The sequence below is a fragment of the Xenorhabdus sp. PB30.3 genome (assembly GCF_963895965.1).
In the GTDB taxonomy this organism is placed as follows: Bacteria; Pseudomonadota; Gammaproteobacteria; order Enterobacterales; family Enterobacteriaceae; genus Xenorhabdus; species Xenorhabdus stockiae.
On record NZ_CAWQMW010000146.1, the window covers coordinates 5214 to 30096 of the forward strand.

Annotated in this window: 2 protein-coding genes; both read left to right on the forward strand. The window is 47.5% G+C overall.

Features of this window, described 5'->3' with window-relative positions; genetic code table 11:
* Entirely contained in the window at positions 1–22395 is a 22395-nt protein-coding gene (locus AACX38_RS14040; protein ID WP_255712109.1) for a non-ribosomal peptide synthase/polyketide synthase, read from the forward strand.
* Positions 22396–23002: 607 nt separating this feature from the next.
* Complete coding sequence (locus tag AACX38_RS14045; RefSeq protein WP_228864647.1) at positions 23003–24259, forward strand: NupC/NupG family nucleoside CNT transporter; 1257 nt, start codon at positions 23003–23005, stop codon at positions 24257–24259.
* Positions 24260–24883: the final 624 nt, after the last annotated feature.

A 24883-nucleotide genomic window follows, 5' to 3' on the forward strand; every position in this document is an offset into this window, starting at 1 on the left:
ATGAGAGCATTTAAGGGTTCTTTGAATTCGGGTTTTTATCCTCTTCACCCTTCTCAGGAGGATGTGTTTTACGAGCAGGCACTTTATGAAAATAGTCCAATACACAGCCTTAGCTGGTATACGTCATTAGAAGAAAATATTGATATAGCGATTTTACAAAAAGCATGGGATCTACTGCACCAGCATATTGATACATTACGTCTGCGAATAGCGATAGATTCAGATAATGAGGCTATACAATATATTCCGGATCTGAGTAAACCCGAATTAATCAGGTACCATGATGCCATAATGCACCCTGAACCCGAAAAGTACGCTCTTACCTGGATGAGGCAGCAAACCTATATCCCTGTCAATTACTTAAAGACAACGCCCTATCAAGTGACATTAATCCGGCTGAATAATGAAAAATGTTATTTATTCACGCAATTCCACCACATTATGATAGATAGTGTTGGATTATATCGGCTTCATGAGTATCTCTATCAGTTATACGGCTGCCTTAAACAAGGCCTATCGACGGCATGGTTATCAGATATTCCGCAATATTTAACATCGATAGAGAACGCAAGGGATTATTTAAATAGTATTCATTATAAGAATGATAAAAATTATTGGATTGACTTTTTAAGAAAAAAAGAAATACATCACTTACCCCCTCACTATAAAAATAATGAAACCGGTTATCGCTCTCTGACACTGCCCTTTTCAGCTAAAGAAAGTTTACTGGCTTTTTGTCGCCAACATAAAACGAATTTGCTGGCTGTCTTTTCCAGCCTTGTCACCATCATGATGGCTGAACTTACAGGGCAAAAAGAGCTGATTTTTAATACCATCACACATGGCAGAAGAACAGAAACAGAGAAATATGTCGTTGGTATGCAGGCCAATACGTATCCCGTACATTGCCATATTTCGCCAACATCCAGTGTCATTGAACAAATCAGAGAGATGGAAACGGCTCTGAAAAACAGTTACAGACACAGCCAGTTCCCTCAATCACACCTTGCCCGACTAGCAAATCAACAAGGTTTTTCTTTACCCGGTATTTTTATTGCCTATGACCGTTATTCAGCATCAGCTACTGAAATTAACCAGAATCAGCATTGCCATATCGATGGAATATTTAATATTTATCCCATCGCATTCCGCCTGAAAGATCACGGTTATGATCAGGAATTAAAAATAACGATAGATTATTTGCAGGCCTATTTTAATGATACCGATATTCAAAATGCGCTTGAACGGCTGCAAAATTTATTGGCTGCTATCATTGAGACGCCTTCTGTTCAAGTTAATGAGTTACCTATTTTATTAGAGCAGGAACGTCAAACATTATTACATCTCGAAAAACAGGCTGATATCGCGTATCCACAGGATAAAACCCTACAACAACATTTCGAAGCTCAGGTAGCCATAAGGCCGGATAATGTGGCGGTCATGTTTGAAGATGAAACGCTGACCTATCGCCAGTTAAATGAACGGGCGAATCAACTCGCAGTTGTTATTCGTGAACGTTATCAGCAACAGCATAATCAACCGATGCCGGCTGAGACACTGGTTGCAATCTATCTGGAACGCAGCACGGAAATAGTGATCAGTATTCTGGCGGTGTTGAAAGCAGGCGGCGCTTATGTGCCTGTCTCACCGGATTATCCATCGGAACGGATTCGGTTTATTCTGGAAGATACCAGCTCCTTCTGTGTGATCACTCAGCAAAAATATCGGCCTGTATTGAATAAGTGTACACCGGAACAAACTGTTCTGATTTCCGTAGATGACCGCAGCGTGACCGAAAATCGCTCCACGGAAAATCCGGTATGTACTGGGCAGGCAACCGATCTGGCTTATGTTATCTATACTTCCGGCACCACCGGGCAGCCAAAAGGCGTGTTACAGACACATGCTAATGTCGCCCGTTTATTTGCCAGCACACAGGCAGATTATCAGTTTAACCAGGATGATATCTGGGTGCTGTACCATTCCTATACCTTTGATTTCAGCGTCTGGGAGTTGTGGGGAGCACTGCGCTATGGCGGGTGTGTCATTATTCCGACAACAGAGTGCACTAAGGATTTTGAAAAATTCAGCCGTCTCTGTTCTGCACGGAATGTCACGGTACTGAATCAGACACCGGGAGCGTTTTATGCCTTTATCGAGGCTTCATTAAAGGCCGGCGCTGCATTTCCCCATCTTCGCTATGTCATCTTTGGTGGTGATAAGCTGAATCCGGTACAACTAAAGCCCTGGTGGGATTTTTACGGCGATCAGTCCCCTGCCCTCATCAATATGTACGGGATCACCGAAACCACTGTCCATGTGACCTATAAAAAATTAACTCAGAGCGATGAAACTGCCGTCTCCTGCATCGGGCGACCACTGCGTGATATGTCTGCCTATATCCTGAATCATTCCGGGCAGCTTGCTCCTATTGGCGCGCCCGGTGAACTGTATATCGGCGGTGCCGGGCTGGCACAGGGCTATTTAAACCGGCCGGAATTAACGGCTGAACGCTTTGTGGAGAATCCGTTTGCCACGGATGAGGAGAAAAAATCCGGTTACACCCGCCTGTATAAAACCGGCGATTTAGCCCGCTGGCTACCAAACGGGGAACTGGAATATCTGGGGCGTAATGATTTTCAGGTCACAATCCGCGGTTATCGCATTGAACTGGGGGAAATTGAAAGTGCGCTCGCTTCACATCCACAGGTAAAACAGGCGGTCGTGCTTGATCGAGAATATGAGGGTAATAAAGTTCTGGTCGCTTATCTGGTTAGCCATGAAAAACCTTCAGATGATGCTTTAATCAGCCACTTATCTGCTCTCCTGCCTGACTATATGCTGCCTGCCAGTTTTACCTACACTGAATCCATCCCTCTGACTCAGAACGGTAAAGTCGATCGACGGGCGTTACCAGAACCCGCCTTCGGCAATAAAGCCGGTTCTGTTTCTCCGCGTAATGAACTGGAATCCCGGCTTTGTGATCTTTGGCAGACCGTTCTGGGCGTGAAAGAGGTGGGGATTGAAGATAATTTCTTCCGTCTTGGCGGAAATTCTTTGACAGCCATTAAGCTGATCAGTGCCATTCGCCAGCAATTAGGGCTGGAAGTTTCATTAAGTCAGTTTTTTGAGTTTAAAACCATTGCCGGGCTTTCAGCACAGATGCAGAAAGCAACCGGTATGGTTATTACTCATATTGAACAGGAACGTTATCCGCTGTCATTCGCTCAGGAAAGAATGCTGTTTATCGAGCGTTTTGAACAGGGAACTTATGTCTATCATGTTCCTTACCTCGTGCAACTGGATGACAACACGGATTTGTCATTATTGGAAATCGCGATTAATCGAGTGGTTGATCGTCACCCGATAATGAAGACGGTATACCGCACCGATGCTCGCGGGCATGAATATCAACAAGTACTGGCAGAAAACCTCAGATTCAGATCACAATCCTATCAGGATATGCATACCCTTTTACAATCAGTACGCGCCGAAATCGCCACCCCGTTTGAGCTGGCCGCTGAGCCAAGTCTGCGTTTGTGCCACTATCAAGTGGCTGAAAGCCATTACTTATTGTTCCTTTGGCATCATATTGCCACTGATGGCTGGTCTACCGATATTTTTACCACCGAACTGGCAGAAAATTATCACGCACTTCTGCAAGGGCGTGCCAGCCAATTACCGGCGCTGGAGATCGGCTATGGTGACTATGCACGTTGGCAACGGGAATATTTACAGGGCGAAGTACATGCACAACAACTGGCTTACTGGCAACACACGCTAGCGGGCTTTGAAACGCTGGATTTGCCAACAGACTACTCCAGACCGGCACAGGTCAGTTATCAGGGGCGGGATTTTACATTTACTCTGCCCCCTGTCCTTTCCGAACAGTTGCGGGCGCTGGCCAAAACAGAAGAAACTACGCTGTACACCGTTCTGCTCAGCGCCTTTTATGTCATGCTGGCGAAGCTATCCGGGCAGAATGATATCGTGCTGGGAACTCCGACGGATAATCGCCACCATCCCCAGACTCAGCCTCTGATGGGCATGTTCATCAACTTACTGCCATTGCGGGCACAGTTAGCACAGACCGACAGTGTAAAAACACTGATTGGGCAAATTCATAAAGTCATTGCCGGTGCCAAAGATCATCAGGACATGCCATTTGAACAGCTGCTTGACGCGCTGGTGATGGTACGGGATACCGCCCGCCACCCGATTTTTCAGGTTATGTTTGGCTTACAAAGTTTTGGTGAAAGCCTGACAGACAACCCTGCACTGCCGTTCAGCCCGGTCGATCTGGATGAGTCTTTATACAGCCCGGCCAAATTTGATTTGAGCCTGTTCTTATCCGATGGGCAGACCTGTCTTACCGGTAGCCTCAATTATGCCGTCAGTCTGTTTAGTGAAAACACTGCCGGACGATTGGCTGACTATTATCAACGTGTGCTGGCGGCTTTTGTCGAAGACCACCAGCAAACACTGGCTAACATTAACATCCTATCAGAACAGGAATGCCAGACTCTGTTGCATCACTGGAATCAGACCGATGCACCGTATCCACAGGATCAAACGCTACAACAACTGTTTGAAACTCAGGTAGAAAAAACACCGGATAATGCAGCGCTGGTATTTGAAGGCGAAACCCTGACTTACCGTCAGCTGAATGAACGGGCAAACCAGCTGGCCTGTGTTATCCGGGCATGTTACCGACAGCAGCATAATGAAGAGTTGCAGGCAGATATGCCGATAGCACTCTATTTCGATCGCAGCCCGGAAATGGTGATCAGCATGCTGGCGGTGCTGAAGGCCGGTGGGGCTTATGTTCCCATTTCACCGGCCTATCCTGCCGAACGGATCCAGTTTATTCTGGCTGATACCGCAGCATTCTGCATACTGACTCAGCAACGTCATCTGACAACACTGGCAGCATATTGTCAGGCACTGCCTGAACAACCGATACTGATTGCGTCAGATGACCAGACCATCACCGCAGAGCAGCCTGTAGAAAATCCGGCACGAATCAATACTTCCACCGATTTGGCCTATATCATCTATACCTCCGGCACAACCGGGCAGCCCAAAGGGGTCATGATTGAACACAACAATGTGGCTCATATGGCGGCGGCACAAGCAAACATTCTGGATACCTCGAACATAAAGAAAGCCTTAATGTTTGCTGCTTATGTGTTTGATGGCTCAGTTTTTGAATTATTCCCCGGCCTATTCAGAGGGATCACGCTTTACCTTTGTAGTGAAACAGAACGGAATGTCATTTCAGTTGCGCAGCTCATTCAACGTGAAAGTATCGAAGCGGCAGCCTTACCCCCCGCTATGCTGAAATTACTGACTGATACTGAGTTGCCTTCTTTGCGAGTATTGGTGACAGCGGGAGAAGCGCCTTCCTCCGATTTCATTAAACATTTCAGCCAGACCAGTCGCGTACTGAATTCTTACGGCCCGACAGAAGTCACGGTCTGTGCGACTGAAAAGCAGTTTCAGCAGGGGGATATCCCGGCTAATATCGGCAAGGCCATTAATAACGTCCGTCTTTACGTTCTTGACGAGCACGGTAATTTATCCCCTGTCGGCACACCGGGCGAGCTGTATATAGGCGGAGCCGGGCTGGCGCGGGGGTATTTAAACCAGCCTGAACTGACCGCCGAGCGTTTTGTACCTAATCACTTTGCTACCGCAGAAGACAGAACAAAAGGATATACCCGCCTGTACCGAACCGGAGATTTAGTCCGCTGGCTACCAAATGGTGAGCTGGAATATCTGGGACGCGATGATTTTCAGGTCAAAATCCGTGGCTATCGGATTGAACTGGGTGAAATTGAACGGGCACTGACTTTACATCCACAGGTAAAACAAGCGGTAGTCATTGATCATGAATATGACGGCAACAAAACACTGGTTGCTTATCTGGTCATTGATGGAGAACTGACCGATGAGGTATTAATCCGTTATTTATCCGCCCGCTTGCCTGAATATATGTTGCCAGCCTGCTTTAACCATATTGATGCAATCCCTTTAACAGTGAATAGCAAAGTGGATCGCCGGGCATTACCGGAACCCGTTTTCGGCAATAAAATGGGCTATGTCGCCCCCCGTAATGCACTGGAAACTCAGCTTTGTGCTATCTGGCAGGAAGTTTTGGGGCTGGAACAGGTAGGTATTGAAGATAATTTCTTCCGTATCGGAGGGAACTCTCTGACCGCCATTAAGCTGACTGCGGCTATTCATCGCATTTTGGCAACTGAAATCTCACTCACCCAACTGTTTGAGCTGAAAACCATCGCAGAACTGGCAACACAAATGAGGGAGAAGAGTTATACAGTTATCCCCCATCTGGCACAGGCGCACTATCCTTTATCCTTTGCGCAGGAGCGCATGTTATTTATCGAACAATTTGAACAGGGCAGCAATGCTTATCATGCGCCTTATCTACTTCAACTGGATAACGAAATTAGCCTCCCTTTATTGGAAACTGCCATCAACCGGCTGGCTGAACGCCATTCCGTGATAAAAACAGTCTACCGTCCTCATGATGAAGGCCAGATTTACCAGCAGGTGCTGGACAGGGATCTGAAAATAACCTCCCAGTCCTGCGAAAATATGGATGAGCTACTGAATGCTGCGCGCACCGAGATAGCACGTCCATTCAATCTGACTACAGAACTCAGCCTGCGTTTATGCCACTATCAGGTGGCTGACAGTCACTATTTACTGCTGTTATGGCACCATATCGCTATTGATGGCTGGTCTATCGCTATTTTTATGGCGGAACTGGCAGAAATTTATCAGGCTCTACGGGATAACCGTACCTGCCAGCTCACACCACTGGAGATCACTTACGGTGATTATGCTGTCTGGCAGCGTGATTACTTACAGGGTGACAGATATGAACATCAGCTAAGTTACTGGCAACAAATGCTGGCCGGTTATGAACCGCTGGCCTTGCCTGCTGACAATCCCAGACCTGCTCAGGTCAGCTATCAGGGACGGGATTTCAACTTTGTACTGGACACCCGGCTTTCGGAGCAATTGCGGACACTGGCAAAAACACAGGAAACCACCCTCTATACTGTGCTGCTCAGTGCCTTTTACGTCACATTAGCGAAACTCTCCGGACAGGACGATATCGTTCTGGGAACACCAACGGATAACCGCCACCATGCCCAGACTCAGCCCCTGATTGGCATGTTCGTTAACTCGCTGGTTTTAAGGGCACAACTTGAACAAACCACCAGCGTAGAAAATCTGATTCAGCAGACCCATCAGTTAGTTGCCGAAGCCAAAGCGTATCAGGATATGCCATTCGAGCAGTTGCTTGAAATACTCGGCATTGAGCGCGATACCTCGCGCCATCCGATTTTTCAGATCATGTTCGGCTTACAAAATCCCGAAGAAAGTCTGCCACAGGGAACGCATCTGCCCTTCAGCCCGGTAATACTGGAAGAGCCTCTGTACAGCCCCGCTAAATTTGACCTGCATCTGTATTTATCCGATAGCCAAAGCGGGATTTCCGGCTGCCTGAATTATGCGGTCAGTCTGTTTAATGAAACGACCATTATGCGGCTGGCAGATATTTATCAGCGGGTACTGGTGGCTTTTGTGGCAGACCAGAAACAGCCGCTATTCGGGCTGGATATCCTGTCGGGACAGGAACGCCATACTCTGCTGCATCGCTGGAATCAGGCTGAGATGGACTATCCGCAGGATAAAACCCTGTCGCAACTGTTTGAAGCACAGGCAGACAAAACCCCAGATAATGTGGCACTGGTATTTGAGGACGAAACGCTGACCTATCGCCAGTTAAACGAACGGGCAAATCAACTCGCAGCTGTGATCCGTGAGCGTTATCAGCAACAGCATCATCAACCGATGTCGGCTGATACACTGATTGCGCTCTATCTGGCACGCAGCCCGGAAATGGTGATCAGTATTCTGGCAGTACTGAAAGCGGGAGGTGCTTATGTGCCCGTTTCACCGGAATACCCGCCTGAACAAGTCTGGTTTATTCTGGAAGATACCCAGACTCCTTGTGTAGTGACTCAGCAGCGGTATTTAGATGCGCTGAAAGCATGTACACAAACAGAGATGGAACAGCCCGCCCTGATTACGGCAGATGATCCGGCTGTAGCACAAAACCCATCAACGGAGAATCTGGCCTTCACGCATCAGGCAACCGATCTGGCCTATGTTATCTACACCTCCGGCACCACGGGGCAGCCAAAAGGTGTGTTGCAGACGCATGAAAATGTCGCCCGCTTATTTGCCAGCACACAGGCAGATTACCAGTTTAATCAGAGTGATATCTGGGTGCTGTATCATGCTTACACGTTTGATTTCAGTGTCTGGGAATTATGGGGTGCATTGCTCTATGGCGGACGCCTGATTATCCCGACTATTGAATGTACCAAAGATTTTGACCGTTTCAGCCGCCTTTGTTCAGATCAGAACGTTACCGTACTGAACCAGACGCCGGGCGCATTTTATGCCTTTATTGACGCTGCACTGAATATAAAAGCAGAATTCCCTCATCTGCGTTATGTGATCTTCGGTGGCGATAAACTGAATCCGGTACAACTGAAACCCTGGTGGGATCATTACGGCGATCAAACGCCTGCCCTCATCAATATGTACGGGATCACCGAAACCACCGTCCATGTGACCTATAAAAAATTAACCCCAAACGATGCCACCACAGTCTCCTGCATCGGGCGGCCACTACGTGACATGTCTGCCTATATTCTGAATCAATACGGGCAACTGGCTCCGATTGGTACACCGGGCGAGCTGTATATCGGTGGCGCAGGACTGGCACGGGGCTATTTAAACCGACCGGAACTCACCGCTGAACGTTTTGTGCAGGCTTCTTTTGCCTCGGAGAAAAACAAAGAACGCGGTTACACCCGTCTGTATAAAACCGGCGACTTAGCCCGCTGGCTGCCAAACGGGGAGCTGGAATATCTGGGGCGTAACGATTTTCAGGTTAAGATCCGTGGTTATCGTATTGAGCTGGGTGAAATCGAAAGCGCACTTGCTTCACATCCACAGATAAAACAGGCCGTCGTGATCGATCGTGAATATGACGGCAACAAAACGCTGGTCGCTTATCTGGTCATCAATGGTGAACTTGCACATGATGCATTAACCCGTTACTTATCCTCCCGTCTGCCTGAATATATGCTGCCTGCCAGCTTTACCCCCATTGAGGAAATTCCTCTGACCAAAAACGGTAAAGTCGATCGCCGGGCATTGCCGGAGCCGGTTTTCGGCAATAAAACAGGTTATGTTGCTCCCCGCAATGCGCTGGAAGCTCAACTGTGTACCATTTGGCAGGAGGTTCTGGGACTGGAACAGGTGGGGATTGAAGATAATTTCTTCCGTATCGGAGGCAACTCCCTGACCGCCATTAAGCTGACCGCTGCGATCCGCCGCATTCTGACAACGGAAGTCTCGCTGGCACAACTCTTTGAGCTGAAAACTATCGCAGGTCTGGTCACGCAGATGGAGAAGCAGACTTATACGGTTATTCCGCATCTGGCCCTGAATCGTTATCCTTTATCCTTTGCGCAGGAACGGATGCTGTTTATCGAACAGTTTGAACAAGGTTCCGATACCTACCATATTCCTTATCTGGTTCAGCTGGATGATGAAACCTGTCTGCCTGTATTAGAAACTGCCATTAACCGGCTGGCTGAACGCCATTCAGTCATAAAAATGCTGTACCAGCCTGATGATGAAGGCCAGATTTACCAGCAGGAAATGAATTGTCATCTGGTTATTCAGTCCCGGTCCTGTGAAACGATGGAAACGCTGCTGAGTACCGTGCAGGCTGAAATAGCCACACCATTTGATCTGTCTGATGAGCCTAGCCTGCGTTTGCGCCACTATCAGGTCGCTGACAGCCACTATTTATTGCTGTTGTGGCACCATATCGCCTTTGATGGCTGGTCTGCCGATATTTTCATCAATGAACTAGCGGAGATTTACCCTGCCCTACGGGATGGCCGTGACTACCAGCTTACACCTCTGGAGATCAACTACGGAGATTATGCCGTCTGGCAACGCCATTATTTACAGGGTGCAAACTATGAACAGCAGCTTGCTTACTGGCAACAAACGCTGGCGGGTTATGCTTCACTGAATTTACCTACTGATTATCCCAGACCTGCGCAGGTAAATTATCAGGGGCAGGATTTCAGTTTTGAACTGGATATCGCCCTCTCGGAACAGTTGCGGACACTGGCAAAATCACAGGAAACCACTCTTTATACCGTGTTGCTGAGTGCCTTTTACGTCACGCTGGCGAAACTCTCCGGACAGGACGATATTGTTCTGGGAACGCCAACGGATAACCGCCACCATGCCCAGACTCAGCCTCTGATTGGCATGTTCGTGAACTCGCTGGTTTTAAGGGCACAGCTTGAAAAAAACACCAGCGTGGAAACGCTGATTAAGCAGACGCATCAGCAGGTGAGTGAAGCCAAAGCGCATCAGGATATGCCGTTTGAACAACTTATTGATGCCCTGAACCTTGAGCGTGATACTTCACGTCACCCGATTTTTCAGGTGATGTTCAGTGCTCAGAGTGAACCTCAGTCAAGCGAAACCCGTCTGCCATTTTGTTCGGTAACTCTGGAAAAACCGCTATACAGCCCTGCCAAGTTTGACCTGAGCCTGTTTTTATCCGATGGAAAAACCGGCATTACGGGTTGCCTGAATTACGCGATCAGCCTGTTTAACGAAAACACCATCACGCGGCTGGCAGCCAGCTATCAGCGGGTACTGAGTGCTTTTGTGGCAAATCAGCAACAAGCCTTATCCAGAATTGATATTTTATCTGCGCAGGAGCGACATACCCTGCTACACGGCTGGAACCAGACGGCTGCCCCATATCCGCAGGATAAAACCCTGTCACAGCTGTTTGAAGCACAGGCCGACCAACATCCCGAAGCCATCGCCGTTATCTTTGAAGACCAAAGCATCAGCTACAGAGAACTCAACCGGCGTGCCAATCAGCTGGCTCATCATCTGATTGCGCTGGGAGTACGCCCAGATGACCGAGTCGCTATTTGCCTTGAACGCAGCCCGGAGATGATTGTGGGATTACTCGCTATTCTCAAGGCAGGCGGGGCTTATGTGCCGCTCGATCCAACCTACCCGACGGAACGGCTCAGCTTTATGCTGGCGGATGCAGCGCCGGTCGCCCTGCTGACTCAAACCACACAGGCGGATAAATTATCCGGCTCCGTCACCACGGTATTGCTCGATGAGCAGGCCCAATTCCTTGCCACCCTGCCGGATACGGATCCTGATACGCAGGCCTTAGGACTGACATCCCGCCATCTGGCTTATGTCATTTACACATCCGGCTCTACCGGGCAGCCAAAAGGCGTAATGGTGGAGCATCGCAATGTCCTGCGACTGATTATCAATAATGGTTTTGCTGATATAGACCCTTCTGACTGCGTTGCTCATTGCGCTAACCCATCATTTGATGCCGCTACATGGGAAATCTGGTCTGCCCTGCTTCACGGCAGCCGCTTGTATATTGTATCTTCATCGGTCTTGCTCGACCCTCTTCGTTTCCGCGACATCCTGATTAAAGGTAAAGTGACCGCATTATGGCTAACCGTAGGCTTGTTTAACGAGTACCTTGATCCTCTTCTTCCGGTATTCGGACAACTACGCTATCTACTTGTCGGGGGCGATGTTCTAAATCCGCAGAAAATAAAACAGGTACAGTTGGCAGAAACCTCACCTGTTCACCTGATTAACGGCTACGGCCCAACAGAAACAACCACCTTTGCCGCCACTTATACAATGACGGAGATGGTTGATGTAACTCAATCTATCCCTATCGGTCGTCCGATTGCCAATACCCGGATTTATTTACTGAACACAGATGAACAACCCGTGCCCATTGGGGCAATAGGAGAACTTTACATTGGCGGAGACGGCGTTGCCCGAGGTTACCTGAACCAGCCTGAACTGACAGCAGAACGTTTCCTGACCGATCCATTCTCTCCGGAACCGAATGCCCGTATGTACAAAACCGGCGATCTCGCCCGCTGGTTGCCGGACGGCAATATTGAATACCTTAGCCGCAACGATTTTCAGGTTAAGCTACGTGGGTTCCGTATCGAACTGGGCGAAATCGAAAACGCCCTGACCGCCCACCCACAGGTAAAACAGGCCGTAGTCATTGATCGTGAACATCACAATCATAAGGTGCTGGTAGCCTATCTGGTGACGGAAGGTTCACTATCCAGTGACAGCCTGATGGAATATCTCTCTTCCCGCTTGCCGGAATATATGCTGCCTGCCAGCTTTAGCGTTATAGAATCTATTCCGCTGACGCTGAACGGCAAAGTGGATCGCCGTGCACTTCCAGAGCCAATCTGGAGTAATCAGGAGCACTATATTGCGCCCCGCGATGCACTGGAAATTCAGCTGTGTCATATCTGGCAGGATGTGTTAGGTCTGGAGCAGATTAGCGTTGAGGATAATTTCTTCCGTATTGGCGGCGATTCGATTGTCAGCATCCAGCTGGTTTCTAAACTGCGTCAGGCCGGTTTTACCCTTCAGGTGAAAGCCATTTTTGAGGCACCCACGGTGGCACAATTAGCCCGATTACTGGCTCAGACGGTTTCTTCCGAGAAAGTCATTGCCGAACAAGGGTTGCTAACCGGAGAATTTGATCTGTTACCTGTCCAGCAGACTTTCTTTGACTGGGATTTCGCCAATGCACACCACTGGAATCAGGCCCTTATGGTTCAGATACCCGGTCATATTAAATCTGCGCAGGTTGAACAAGCACTGATAATACTGGCTGAACGGCACGATATGCTGCGTACCCGTTTTATTAAGACCGAAAACGGCTACCGCCAGTGCTATTCCACAGAAATACCGGGCTCACCTTCTCTTTTACAACACGTTGATATCCGTGAGTTCAATCAGGAAGAGCTGTATCAACAACTCACTCAATGGCAAAGCGGGTTCGATTACCATAACGGGCCATTATGGCAGGCTGCTCATCTGATTGGCTACGCAGATGGCAGTGCCCGGTTATTTTTTGCCTTCCACCATCTGATTATTGATGCCGTATCGTGGCGGATTATTGCCGAAGATATGCGTTTACTCTTGCAGGGTATGGCGTTGCGCCCAAAAACCAGCAGTTATCGCCAATGGGTAGCCGCAGTACATCACTACGCCGAACAGCATCAGAATGAGATTACCTACTGGCAACAGGTGATGGCAGGCCATGTTGCTAAACCAGCGCAGGATAACATCACCCGTCACCCGCTAAGTCTTTCTGTGAAGACGACAAACATTCTGCTGCATGAAGCCAACACGGGTTATCACACTGAAATTAACGATTTACTTCTGAGTGCGCTGGCGCTGGCTTTACAGGACGTCTTCGCGCAATCCGTTAATCACATTACGCTGGAAGGGCACGGACGGGAACATATCGATAACACACTGGATGTTTCTGAAACCGTGGGCTGGTTTACCACGCTGTATCCGGTTCAGTTGCAAACACAGCCTGATATTGCCGAAACCATTATTCATACCAAAGAGATGCTGCGTGGTATTCCGAACAAAGGGATCGGTTATAGCACATTGCATCAGGCGGGGTATCTGACCGGTGATTTACCGGCTATCAGTTTCAACTATCTCGGTCAGCTTGGAGGAGCCTGCCATCAGGATTGGAGCATCACCAGTGATGATTGCGGGAATGCGATAGCCAGCGAAAATAGCAGCCATTTATTACTGGGCATCAATGGCGCAATTCAGGCCGGGAGACTGCAATTCAGTGTGGATTCCCGCCTGCCGCCAAACCAGACCACCATATTTATCGCCACATTTGAGCAAATGCTCAACCGCGTTATCGCCATTGCTCAGGCACAGACGCAATCAGGAGGGATAAAGACGCCCAGTGATTATGGTATTGAAGGGCTTTCAGTCAGGTCATTAAATCAGCTTCAACAGCAGTATCAAATTGAAGCCCTGTATCCCGCCACCAGCCTGCAACAAGGTTTTGTCTACCATTATCTGGCTCAGCCGCAGGATGATGCCTATCGCGTACAATGGTTGCTGGATTATCACACCGATGTTGACATTGCCGCCTACCAACAGGCGTGGGAGCTGGCTTCGCTTCGTTTCCCTACTCTCAGAACCGCCTTTGACTGGGAAGGGAAAATATTACAGGTGATTACAACCGAGGCCAGTATTGGTTCGACCAACTTCAGAAGAGAAGACCTCAGCCAATTATCAGAAGCCGAACGCCACCGGGTGATTGACGAAGTTCAGCAAACTGACCGTACCCTGCCGTTTGATTTAAGTCAGCCCGGTTTGGTTCGTTTCACGATGATTCAACAGCGTGAACAACTGACTACAGTGCTTGTCACGCTGCACCACAGCATTATCGATGGCTGGAGTACGCCGATTTTATTACAGGCTGTACATGAGTATTACAACGCCATCATTCAGGGCGAACTACCTGAAATCACAGTGGATCAAGCCTATCCGGCTACCCAGCAATATTATCTGGATCACAAAGCAGAATCAGACCGTTACTGGACAGAGCGTAAACCTCAGTTTCAGGGAGCCAATGATTTTTCAGCTTTACTGAGCCATTCCATTGATTTAACACAGGTAAAAACCGTTGAAAAACCTGCTGCACAGTTACTGACTCTACAAGACAGCGCCTATCATCAGCTTAAAGAGATCTGCCGGACTCAGGGCGTAACCCTGAATGTCGCTCTGCAATTTGCATGGCATAAACTCCTGCATAGCTACACGAGTGATGAACAGACCATTGTCGGTACAACCGTATCCGGCCGTGATGTGCCCGTGGAGGGTATTTCGGACAGTGTTGGTTTGTATATCAATACATTACCGCTGATGGTGCAATGGGATCACACCGACAGTGTGGCAACGGTTTTACAGGCCATTCAGCAGGATATCGCGGCCCTCAACAGCCACAGTGATATCGCCCTGTCCAGCCTGCAATCTGACGGCGAGCGGTTATTCCATAGCCTGCTGGTCTTTGAAAACTACCCTGTTCCGGCGGTAAGTGAAGATATAGCCGGTATAGAACATACCCTGACATTCCGTAAAGCAGTCGAAAAAGTCGATTATCCGGTGCTGATAATGGCCTATGAACACGATAACAAGCTGGTTATCAAATTCAGTTACGGGGAAGACTGGCTGACAGAAGAACAGGCGCAACATTTACTCTGTCAGCTTGAACGTATCCTGTATGCGGTCGCCAGTAACCCACATCAGCCACATACGTCAGTCTCTTTCCTCAGCGAAGAAGAGCGTCATACTCTTCTGTATCGCTGGAATGAAACAGCGGCCCCTTATCCACAGGATAAAACCCTGCCACAACTGTTTGAAGCTCAGGCCAGCCAACATCCCGAGGCCATCGCCGTGATCTTTGAAGATCAAACCATCAGCTACAGCGAACTTAACGCTCGAGCCAACCAGCTTGCTCATCATCTGATTGCGCTGGGGGTACGTCCTGATGACCGGGTAGCTGTTTGTCTTGAGCGCAGCCCGGAGATGGTGGTGGGGTTACTCGCCATCCTCAAGGCAGGTGGAGCTTATGTCCCGCTCGATCCGTCCTACCCGACTGAACGACTCAGCTTTATGCTGGAGGATTCAGCGCCGGTCGCCCTGCTGACTCAAACCACACAGGCGGATAAATTATCCGGCTCCGTCACCACGGTATTACTTGATGCACAGGCGACAGAGCTTGCCACCCTGCCGGACACGGATCCTGATACGCAGGCATTAGGGCTGACATCACGCCATCTGGCTTATGTCACCTATACTTCCGGATCGACAGGTTTACCTAAAGGCGTCATGGTGGAGCACCGTAATGTTCTGCGCCTGATTATTAATAATGGCTTTGCCGATATCGGGCCGGATGACTGCATCGCGCATTGCGCCAATATTTCATTTGATGCTGCGACATGGGAAGTGTGGTCAGGGTTAATGAATGGTGCCCGTATCCTGCTGGTGCCGGAGAAAACCTTGCTACAGCCAGCCGAATTTGGTCAGTGTCTGTCAGCTGCCGGTGTCAGTGCGCTGTTTCTGACCACGGCGCTGTTTAACCAGTATGCCGACCTGATCGCTCCTGCGCTGTCAGGGCTGCGGTATGTCCTGTTCGGCGGTGAAAAGAGTGATAATCGGGCCGCCATGCGCCTCCGGGCAGAATATTCTCCTCAACATTTGCTGCATGTCTACGGGCCAACAGAAACGACCACGTTTGCCACAGCCTACGATATGCCACAGATGGAAAGCGGAAAACTGCCCATCGGGCAGCCTATCAATAATACGCGCATCTACATTCTGGATAATCAGGGACAGCCTGTTCCCGCAGGTGTGCCCGGTGAAATCCATATTGGCGGAGGCGGTGTCGCCCGAGGCTACCTGAACCGGCCTGAGCTGACAGCAGAGCGTTTCCTGACCGATCCGTTCTCTCCTGAACCGAATGCACGCATGTACAAAACCGGTGATCTCGCCCGCTGGTTGCCGGACGGTAATATTGAATACCTTAGCCGCAACGATTTTCAGGTTAAGTTACGCGGGTTCCGTATTGAACTGGGTGAAATCGAAAGTGCCCTCACATCCCATCTACAGGTGAAACAAGCGGTGGTGATTGACCGGGAGCATCATGGTCATAAAGCGCTGGCCGCTTATCTGGTAACAGACGGGCAGATCCCCGATGAAAACCTGCTTGGCTACTTATCGGCACACCTGCCGGATTATATGTTACCGGCCAGTTTTACCCGGATTGAAGCTATTCCGCTGACCCTGAATGGCAAAGTAGACCGCCGCGCCTTGCCTGATCCAGTTTGGGGAGATCGCGATAATTATGTCGCCCCCCGCAATGCACTGGAAACCCGGCTGTGCACTCTCTGGCAGGAAGTTCTAAGGCTGGAGCGGATAAGTATTGATGATAACTTTTTCCGCATTGGTGGTGATTCGATTATCAGTATCCAGCTGGTCTCGAAACTACGGCAGGCGGGTTTCACTCTTCAGGTTACCTCAATTATCGAGGCACCGACGGTGGCTCAGTTAGCCCAATTACTGATGCAGGATACCTCTACCGATACAATCATCGCGGAACAGGGAATATTAAACGGGGAATTTGACCTGTTACCTGTTCAGCAAATGTTCTTCGACTGGGCACTGCCAAATCCGCACCACTGGAATCAGGCCTTTATGGTTCGGTTACCCGGTGATATCAAATCCACGCAGATTGAACAGGCGCTGATGGCACTGGCTGATCGGCATGATATGTTACGCGCTCATTTTGTCAGAACAGAACAGGGCTATCGCCAGTGTTACCCGGCCAAAATGCCATCTTCACAGCTCCCGTTACCGCACTATGATATTCGTGGATTAGATAAGGAAGCGCTCAATCAACAACTGACTGCATGGCAAAACCACTTTAATTACGATAATGGGCCATTGTGGCAGGCGGCTCATCTGACCGGCTACACGGATGGCAGTGCGCGCTTATTCTTCGCTGCACATCACCTGATTATTGATGTCGTCTCGTGGAGGATTATCGCGGAAGATATCCGACGGATATTGCAGGGTGAAACCCTGCCGGCCAAAACCAGCAGCTACCGGCAGTGGGTGAAGGCCATCCGTCAGTATGCCGAACAGCATCAACAGGAGATTACCTACTGGCAACAAACGCTGGCAGAAACTTCTAGCCACACAGCTTCTGATAACCTCAGCCAACATACCCTGAGTATTTCTGCTGCACTGACGGGCATTTTACTGCGGGAAGCTAACGCCGGTTATCAGACTGATATTAATGATTTATTGCTGAGTGCACTGGCACTGGCTCTACCGGAGGTATTCTCACAATCCGTTAACTCCATCACGCTGGAAGGCCACGGACGCGAAAATATCGACCATACACTGGATGTTTCTGAAACCATTGGCTGGTTTACTACCTTGTATCCTGTTCGTCTGGCAATGCAGGCGGATATCGCTGAGACCATTATTCACACCAAAGAGATGCTGCGCGCCGTCCCGAATAAAGGGATAGGTTATGGCGCATTACGTCAGGCGGGTGCTCTGGCCGGGGATTTACCGGCCATCAGTTTCAACTATCTGGGCCAACTGGGAGGTGAACGCGAACAAGACTGGGCACTGACACGTGACGATACGGGCAGCACCTCGGCAGACGAAAATCACAGTCATCTGCTGCTGAACATCAACGGACTGGTTCAGGCCGGTCAACTACAATTCCAGATCGGTTCCCGTTTAACTGCGGATCAGACACAGACATTTATCGCCGCCTTTGAACAGGCGCTCCGTTCTGTCATCACCACCGCCCAGAAACAGGCGCAATCCGGTGGGATAAAAACCCCCGCGGATTATGGTATCAAGGGGCTTTCCATCAAGCTGCTGCGCCAGCTTCAACAGGTATATCAGATTGAAGCCTTATACCCCGCCACCAGCCTGCAACAGGGTTTTATTTATCATCATCTGGCCCAGCCACAGGACGATGCTTATTGCGTTCAGATATTGTTGGATTACCACACTCAACTCGATTTTGCGGCCTACCAGCAAGCATGGGCACTGGCTTCACTGCGTTTTCCTATCCTCAGAACCGCCTTTAACTGGACGGAAGAGGTATTACAAATTATTACTGAGGAAGCGAGTATCAGTACCGCCAACTTCAGCATGAAAGATATCCGCTCATTGCCGGAGGATGATCGACACACAGCCATCAGTACAATTCAACAACGGGATCGCGCCCTGCCGTTTGATTTCAGCCTTCCCGGATTGATTCGCTTTACTCTGATCCAACAGCATGAGCAACTGGTTACGGTGCTCACCACCCTGCACCACAGTATTATTGATGGTTGGAGTAACCCGATTTTATTACAGACTGTACATGAGTATTACAACGCTATCATTCAGGGAGATATGCCTGAAATCAGGGTAGATCAAGCCTATCCGGCTACCCAGCAATATTATCTGGATCATCAGGCCGAATCAGATCGCTACTGGGCGGAGCGCAAAGCGCAATTTCAGGGCACCAATGATCTTTCAGCACTGTTAAGCCACCGTGTTGATTTGAGCCAGATAAAAACCATTGAACATCCTGCCGAGCAGGGGATTATTTTACAGGGCAGCGCTTATGAACAGCTGAAAAATACCTGCCGCGCGCAGGGCGTGACGCTGAATGTGGCCCTACAATTTGCCTGGCATAAACTGCTGAACAGTTATACCGGTGATGAGCAGACTATTGTCGGTACAACGGTATCCGGCCGTGATGTGCCCGTAGAAGGTATTGCGGACAGTGTCGGCCTGTATATCAATACCCTGCCGCTGATGGTGCAATGGGATCACACCGACAGTGTAGCGGCGGTTTTACAGGTGATTCAGCAGGATATCGCCGCCCTGAACAGCCACAGTGCGGTATCGCTTTCCGGTCTGCAATCTGACGGAGAGCGGTTATTCCATAGCTTGCTGGTCTTTGAAAACTATCCGGTTCCAGTAGCAGATGAAAATAACTCGGGCATTGAGCATACCGTGGCATTCCGCCAGTCGGTGGAAAAAGTGGACTATCCGCTGTCACTCATGGCCTATGAACAGGATAACCGTTTAGTTATCAAACTCAGTTACGGTGAAGACTGGCTGACGGAAGAACAGACTCAGCGTCTGTTGGATCAGCTTGAACGCATTCTGTCTGCGGTGATGTACGCCCCAGACCAACCTCATACTGAAATCACCTTCTTCAGCGAGGAGGAACGCCATACCTTGTTGCACAGCTGGAACCAGACCAATGTAGCGTATCCACAGGATAAAACTCTACAACAACTATTTGAAACACAGGTGGAAAAGACACCGGACAATGTGGCACTGGTGTTTGAGGACGAAACCCTGACCTACCGCCAGTTAAACGAGCGGGCTAATCAACTGGCTCATGTGATCCGCGAATGCTATCAGCAACAGAGTAATAAGATGATGCAGGCGGATACCCCGATAGCCCTTTATCTTGACCGCAGCCCGGAAATGGTTATCAGTATTCTGGCGGTTCTGAAAGCCGGTGGCGCTTATGTGCCTATTTCCCCGGAATATCCCGCCGAACGGGTACAGTTTATTCTGTCGGATACGGCTGCTGGTTGTGTACTAACCCAGCAACGACACCTCATCACACTCAAAACTTACTGTCAGTCACACAAAGAACAGCCGTTACTGATAGCAACTGATGACCCGGCAGTCACGGTCACTCAGCCCGTGGAAAATCCGGCTCAGATAAATTCAGCCTCTGACTTAGCCTATATCATCTATACTTCCGGCACGACGGGACAACCCAAAGGCGTGATGGTAGAACATACCAGCGTCAACAACCTGAGCCAGTTTATTATCCGAACCCATTCACTGTATCCACAAACCAGGACGCTGTTTTTCGCCAACTACGTTTTTGATGCCTCAGTGTTTGAGATTTTCCCGGCCCTGACCGCAGGAGCATCGCTATATATCGCTCCTGCCACAGTGACAGTGAATAGTGAGCAATTGCTGGCATTTATCAATACCCATGAAATAACCCGAGCATTTATCCCAACAGCCTTAATGAATCATTATTCCGCTGATTTATTCCGCTCTTCCCTGCAAATTATCCATACAGGTGGAGAAACTCTGAATGCCCTGAATTTGCCACCGGCAATCACTGTATTTAATCAATATGGCCCGACAGAAATCACTGTTTGTGCAACCCAAAACTTATTGCAGGGAGATGATTTATCCATTGGCAGCGGTATTGATAACACAAGCCTGTATGTTATTGATCGTCATGGTAATCCTGTACCTGTTGGCGCACCGGGGGAGCTATATATCGGTGGTGCGGGTGTCGCACGGGGATATTTAAATCAGCCAGAGTTAACCGCTGAACGCTTTGTGGTAAATCCATTTGCCACAAATGAAGATAAACTTCAGGGTTATACCCGCCTGTATAAAACGGGCGATCTGGTACGCTGGCAGCCGGACGGCAAACTGGAATATCTGAGTCGAAATGATTTTCAGGTTAAAATTCGCGGCTTCCGCATTGAGTTGGGTGAAATTGAAAGTGTCCTGTCCTCCCATCCGCAGGTGAAACAGGCGATCGTGATAGATCATGAATATGACGGAAATACTGTACTGGTCGCTTATCTGGTGACAGACGACGGACTGCCTGATGATACCCTGCGCAGCTACCTCTCTTCCCGTCTGCCTGAATATATGCTGCCTGCCAGCTTTACCTATATTGAGTCCATTCCGTTGACTGTGAATGGGAAGCTGAACCGCCGCGCTCTGCCAGAACCGGTCTGGGGAAATAGTGATCACTATGTTGCCCCGCGCAATAAGCTGGAAACCCAGTTATGTGCCATCTGGCAGGACATTCTGGGACTGAAACAAGTCGGTATTGAGGATAATTTCTTCCGTATCGGCGGAAATTCACTGGTAGCCATTAAACTTACCTCCGTGATCCGCGATACCCTGCAAATTGACATTCCGTTAAATATTTTGTTTAGCGGTAAATCCATTTCTTCGTTATCGCAATGGCTGGAAACAGATGCAGACCATGCTCAACCCGGTTTACTGAATTTCTTCACACCAGAGTCAACCGCGACCAATAAGCTATTTATGATCCATCCGGCCAATGGCGGCAGTGAAGTTTATGAATCGCTGGCAAGTGCACTGTCTGATAACTATAACTGCATCGGCATTAACAACTATAACCTCAGCACGGATAATCCAACCGATTCACTGTATCAGTTGGCTAAGATTTATAGGGAATTAATGCTGACAGAAACCACTATCGATCAGCCTATTTATATTCTGGGCTGGTCACTCGGCGGGCAATTAGCGATGGAAATCGCCTTTCAGTTAGAGCAGCTGGGGGCAACAAAAATTCAGCTGTTTTTATTGGATACTGTACTCAATAACGAGGAAATAAAAACGCTCAGAGATAAATTAGATATTTCAGCAATAAATGAAGTAGTAACTGAAAACTTGCAGAAACTGGGAGCTACAAATAGCTATATCAACAAGATACTAGAGATTATGCCATTTGAAAATTCCATCGCCAATTGTGAATTAAGCGGTAAATTAAACCAGACCGACATCATTTTATTTAAAGCCGGTCAGGTGAAGTTATTAAACAAAGGCGAAATTGAAATACAAATAGGCCAGTTGATCATAGAGATACCGGATAATAATATTTCTCAATGGTCAGCTAATCCAATAATAGTTCAGCAGATTACTGATTATTACCACGAAAATATGATTGATGCGGTTGACCTTATCAGTACTGAAGCCGTTAATTTATTAGGAAGTAAGGAAGAAATACTGTTGTAAAATAACGGTTATTGACGAGGCTGGTAATACCAGCTTTGTCAGTAATCTGAAATGACAAAAGTCGTCGACATCGCAGAAAATTTCAACTAACTTGTTCATGGCCTGTTCCTCCCCGGAGTGATTTTCAGCTTTCACCAAAACTTTGCTGCTGGAACAGGCCTCTCGTCAACTTTTTATCCATAATTCGGGTTAGTTTATTGATACCCCCTGCACCACACTAGCTTAGGCTGTCCGGCACCGTAAAACACATTACTGAGTGTTTTTTAGGAACATCAGGTGTTGTATTTATCAAGGCTCAGTCATCATCGCTATAGAGACACTGGATAGATTTAACCTTTCATATAGAAAAATAAATAGTATAGCAATCATAACTTGATGTGAGTATTACAATAATAGATAGTGATTTACATCACATTACTATGTAATAAAAAATCATTTTTTCATTTAAAAAAAAGCATAATTATAAAGTTTTTCAAAAGGATCTTTTTTACAACAGAAAATTTTCATCGTCATGATGTTATAACCCTAACAATGGAATGGAGAACTATCTTAACTTTTAAAGAGAAAGTTCTACCCCATATTAGTTAAATGAGGAAAAGAAAAATAAATGGATATTTTTCGTAGTGTAGTAGGTATTGCTTTGCTTCTTTTTATTGGATACCTATTCTCAGTCAACAAAAAAAAGATAAGTTTGCGTACAATAGTAGCAGCATTATTACTACAAATAGGTCTTGGTGCCATCATGCTCTATATGCCTGCTGGTAAGTGGGTTATTCATCAACTTGCAAATGGCATTGGTGCTGTTATTGCTTACAGTGAAGCAGGAAGTGCATTTATATTTGGTAGTTTGGTAAGTCCAAAAATGAGTGAATTATTCGATGGAAATTCATTTATTTTTGCATTCCAGGTATTACCTGCCATTATTTTTGTGACAACCCTAATTTCTGTATTGTATTATATTGGCATTATGAAATGGGTGATCAATATTCTGGCATACTTGTTTCAAAAATCTATGCGGATCAGCAAAATAGAAGCCTTTGCAGCAGTCACAACAATCTTTTTGGGACAAAATGAACTTCCAGCGGTTTTAAAGCCTTTTGTTAACAAAATGAACCGTAATGAGCTGTTTACTGTAATGTGTAGTGGCATGGCTTCTCTGGCGGGCTCCATGCTAGTGGGCTATGCAGGGTTAGGTATTCCGATAGAATATTTGTTAGCAGCTTCACTGATGGCAATTCCTGGCGGGATCTTATTTGCCCGGTTGCTGAGTCCAGCAACAGCTCCCTCTCAAGTCCAATTTGAACAGATTTCATTTAGTGAGACTCGCCCCTCAAGCATTATTGAAGCTATAGCAAACGGAGCTATGCTCGGATTGAAAATTGCTGTTGGTGTCGCCACAGTTGTGATGGCATTCATTGCCCTAATTGCAATGATAAATGGTATGATTAGCAGTATTGGAAACCAATTTGGTTTCACTGGTATCAGTTTAGAAAGTATATTCGCTCATATTTTTTCGCCAATTGCTTACTTAATGGGAGTAAATAAAGAACATACTGACTTAGCGGGCAGCCTGATTGGTCAGAAATTAGCAATTAACGAGTTTGTCGCATATTTAAATTTCTCTCCTTACCTAAAAGACCCAGTGGATGTATTGGACGCAAAAACAATCGCTGTCATCTCGTTTGCTCTTTGCGGTTTTGCCAACTTTGGTTCTATTGGCGTCGTCGTTGGAGCATTCATAGCAGCAGTACCAGAAAAAGCCTCAAATATTGCTCAACTAGGCATTAGAGCGCTATTAGCGGCAACATTATCCAATTTAATGAGCGCTACCATTGCAGGATTATTCATTGGATTATCAGCCTAATGACATCCTGTCAGCTAAGAATGTCTGTAGCTTAAAAAACTTATTTTTTTATGCATGACGTTCTTTATATGCTTTCACATGCCTTTCCTACCATTTTCTCACGGTTAGAAAAGGCATCGATATACGCAATTAACTTGAAAAGTTAGCATTTAATGTCTAAAAATTATTCGTTAATCGAGTAGGCAGTTCCTATATCTTTCTAATCATATGGCAGGAAAAATGATGACGTGCTTCACGGAACGTTTTTGGCATACAGAAAATAGATATTATTTCGCACTTGCTCAGATGAAGGCTTTCCCATAGTTTACTGCCATTCCTGATAGAAACTACGATAAATCCCAAATATGTGGTAAAGACTGTTTAGCCTCTTTATTCCAAATGTAATTCTAGTCAATTATATATCTTATTCATTCTACTTTAAACTAAAGTTTAAAGTGTCGTTGTATTGTAGTCATCGGTTTTATTATTGAATTAAGAATATCATCTATCATCAGGTAGAAAAATTATTGAGCCACAAAAAATAAGTCTTTATAAAAAAGATAACGATAATAAAAACCCATCCAATCAGAATAGCATTTAATAAAAAACATTTACTGTGTAATAAAAAACATAACACCATAAGAA

Excerpts from the sequence above, each read along its gene's own strand:
- AACX38_RS14040 (WP_255712109.1), top strand. The coding sequence starts at position 1 with ATGAGAGCATTTAAGGGTTCTTTGAATTCGGGTTTTTATCCTCTTCAC.
- AACX38_RS14045 (WP_228864647.1), top strand. The coding sequence starts at position 23,003 with ATGGATATTTTTCGTAGTGTAGTAGGTATTGCTTTGCTTCTTTTTATT.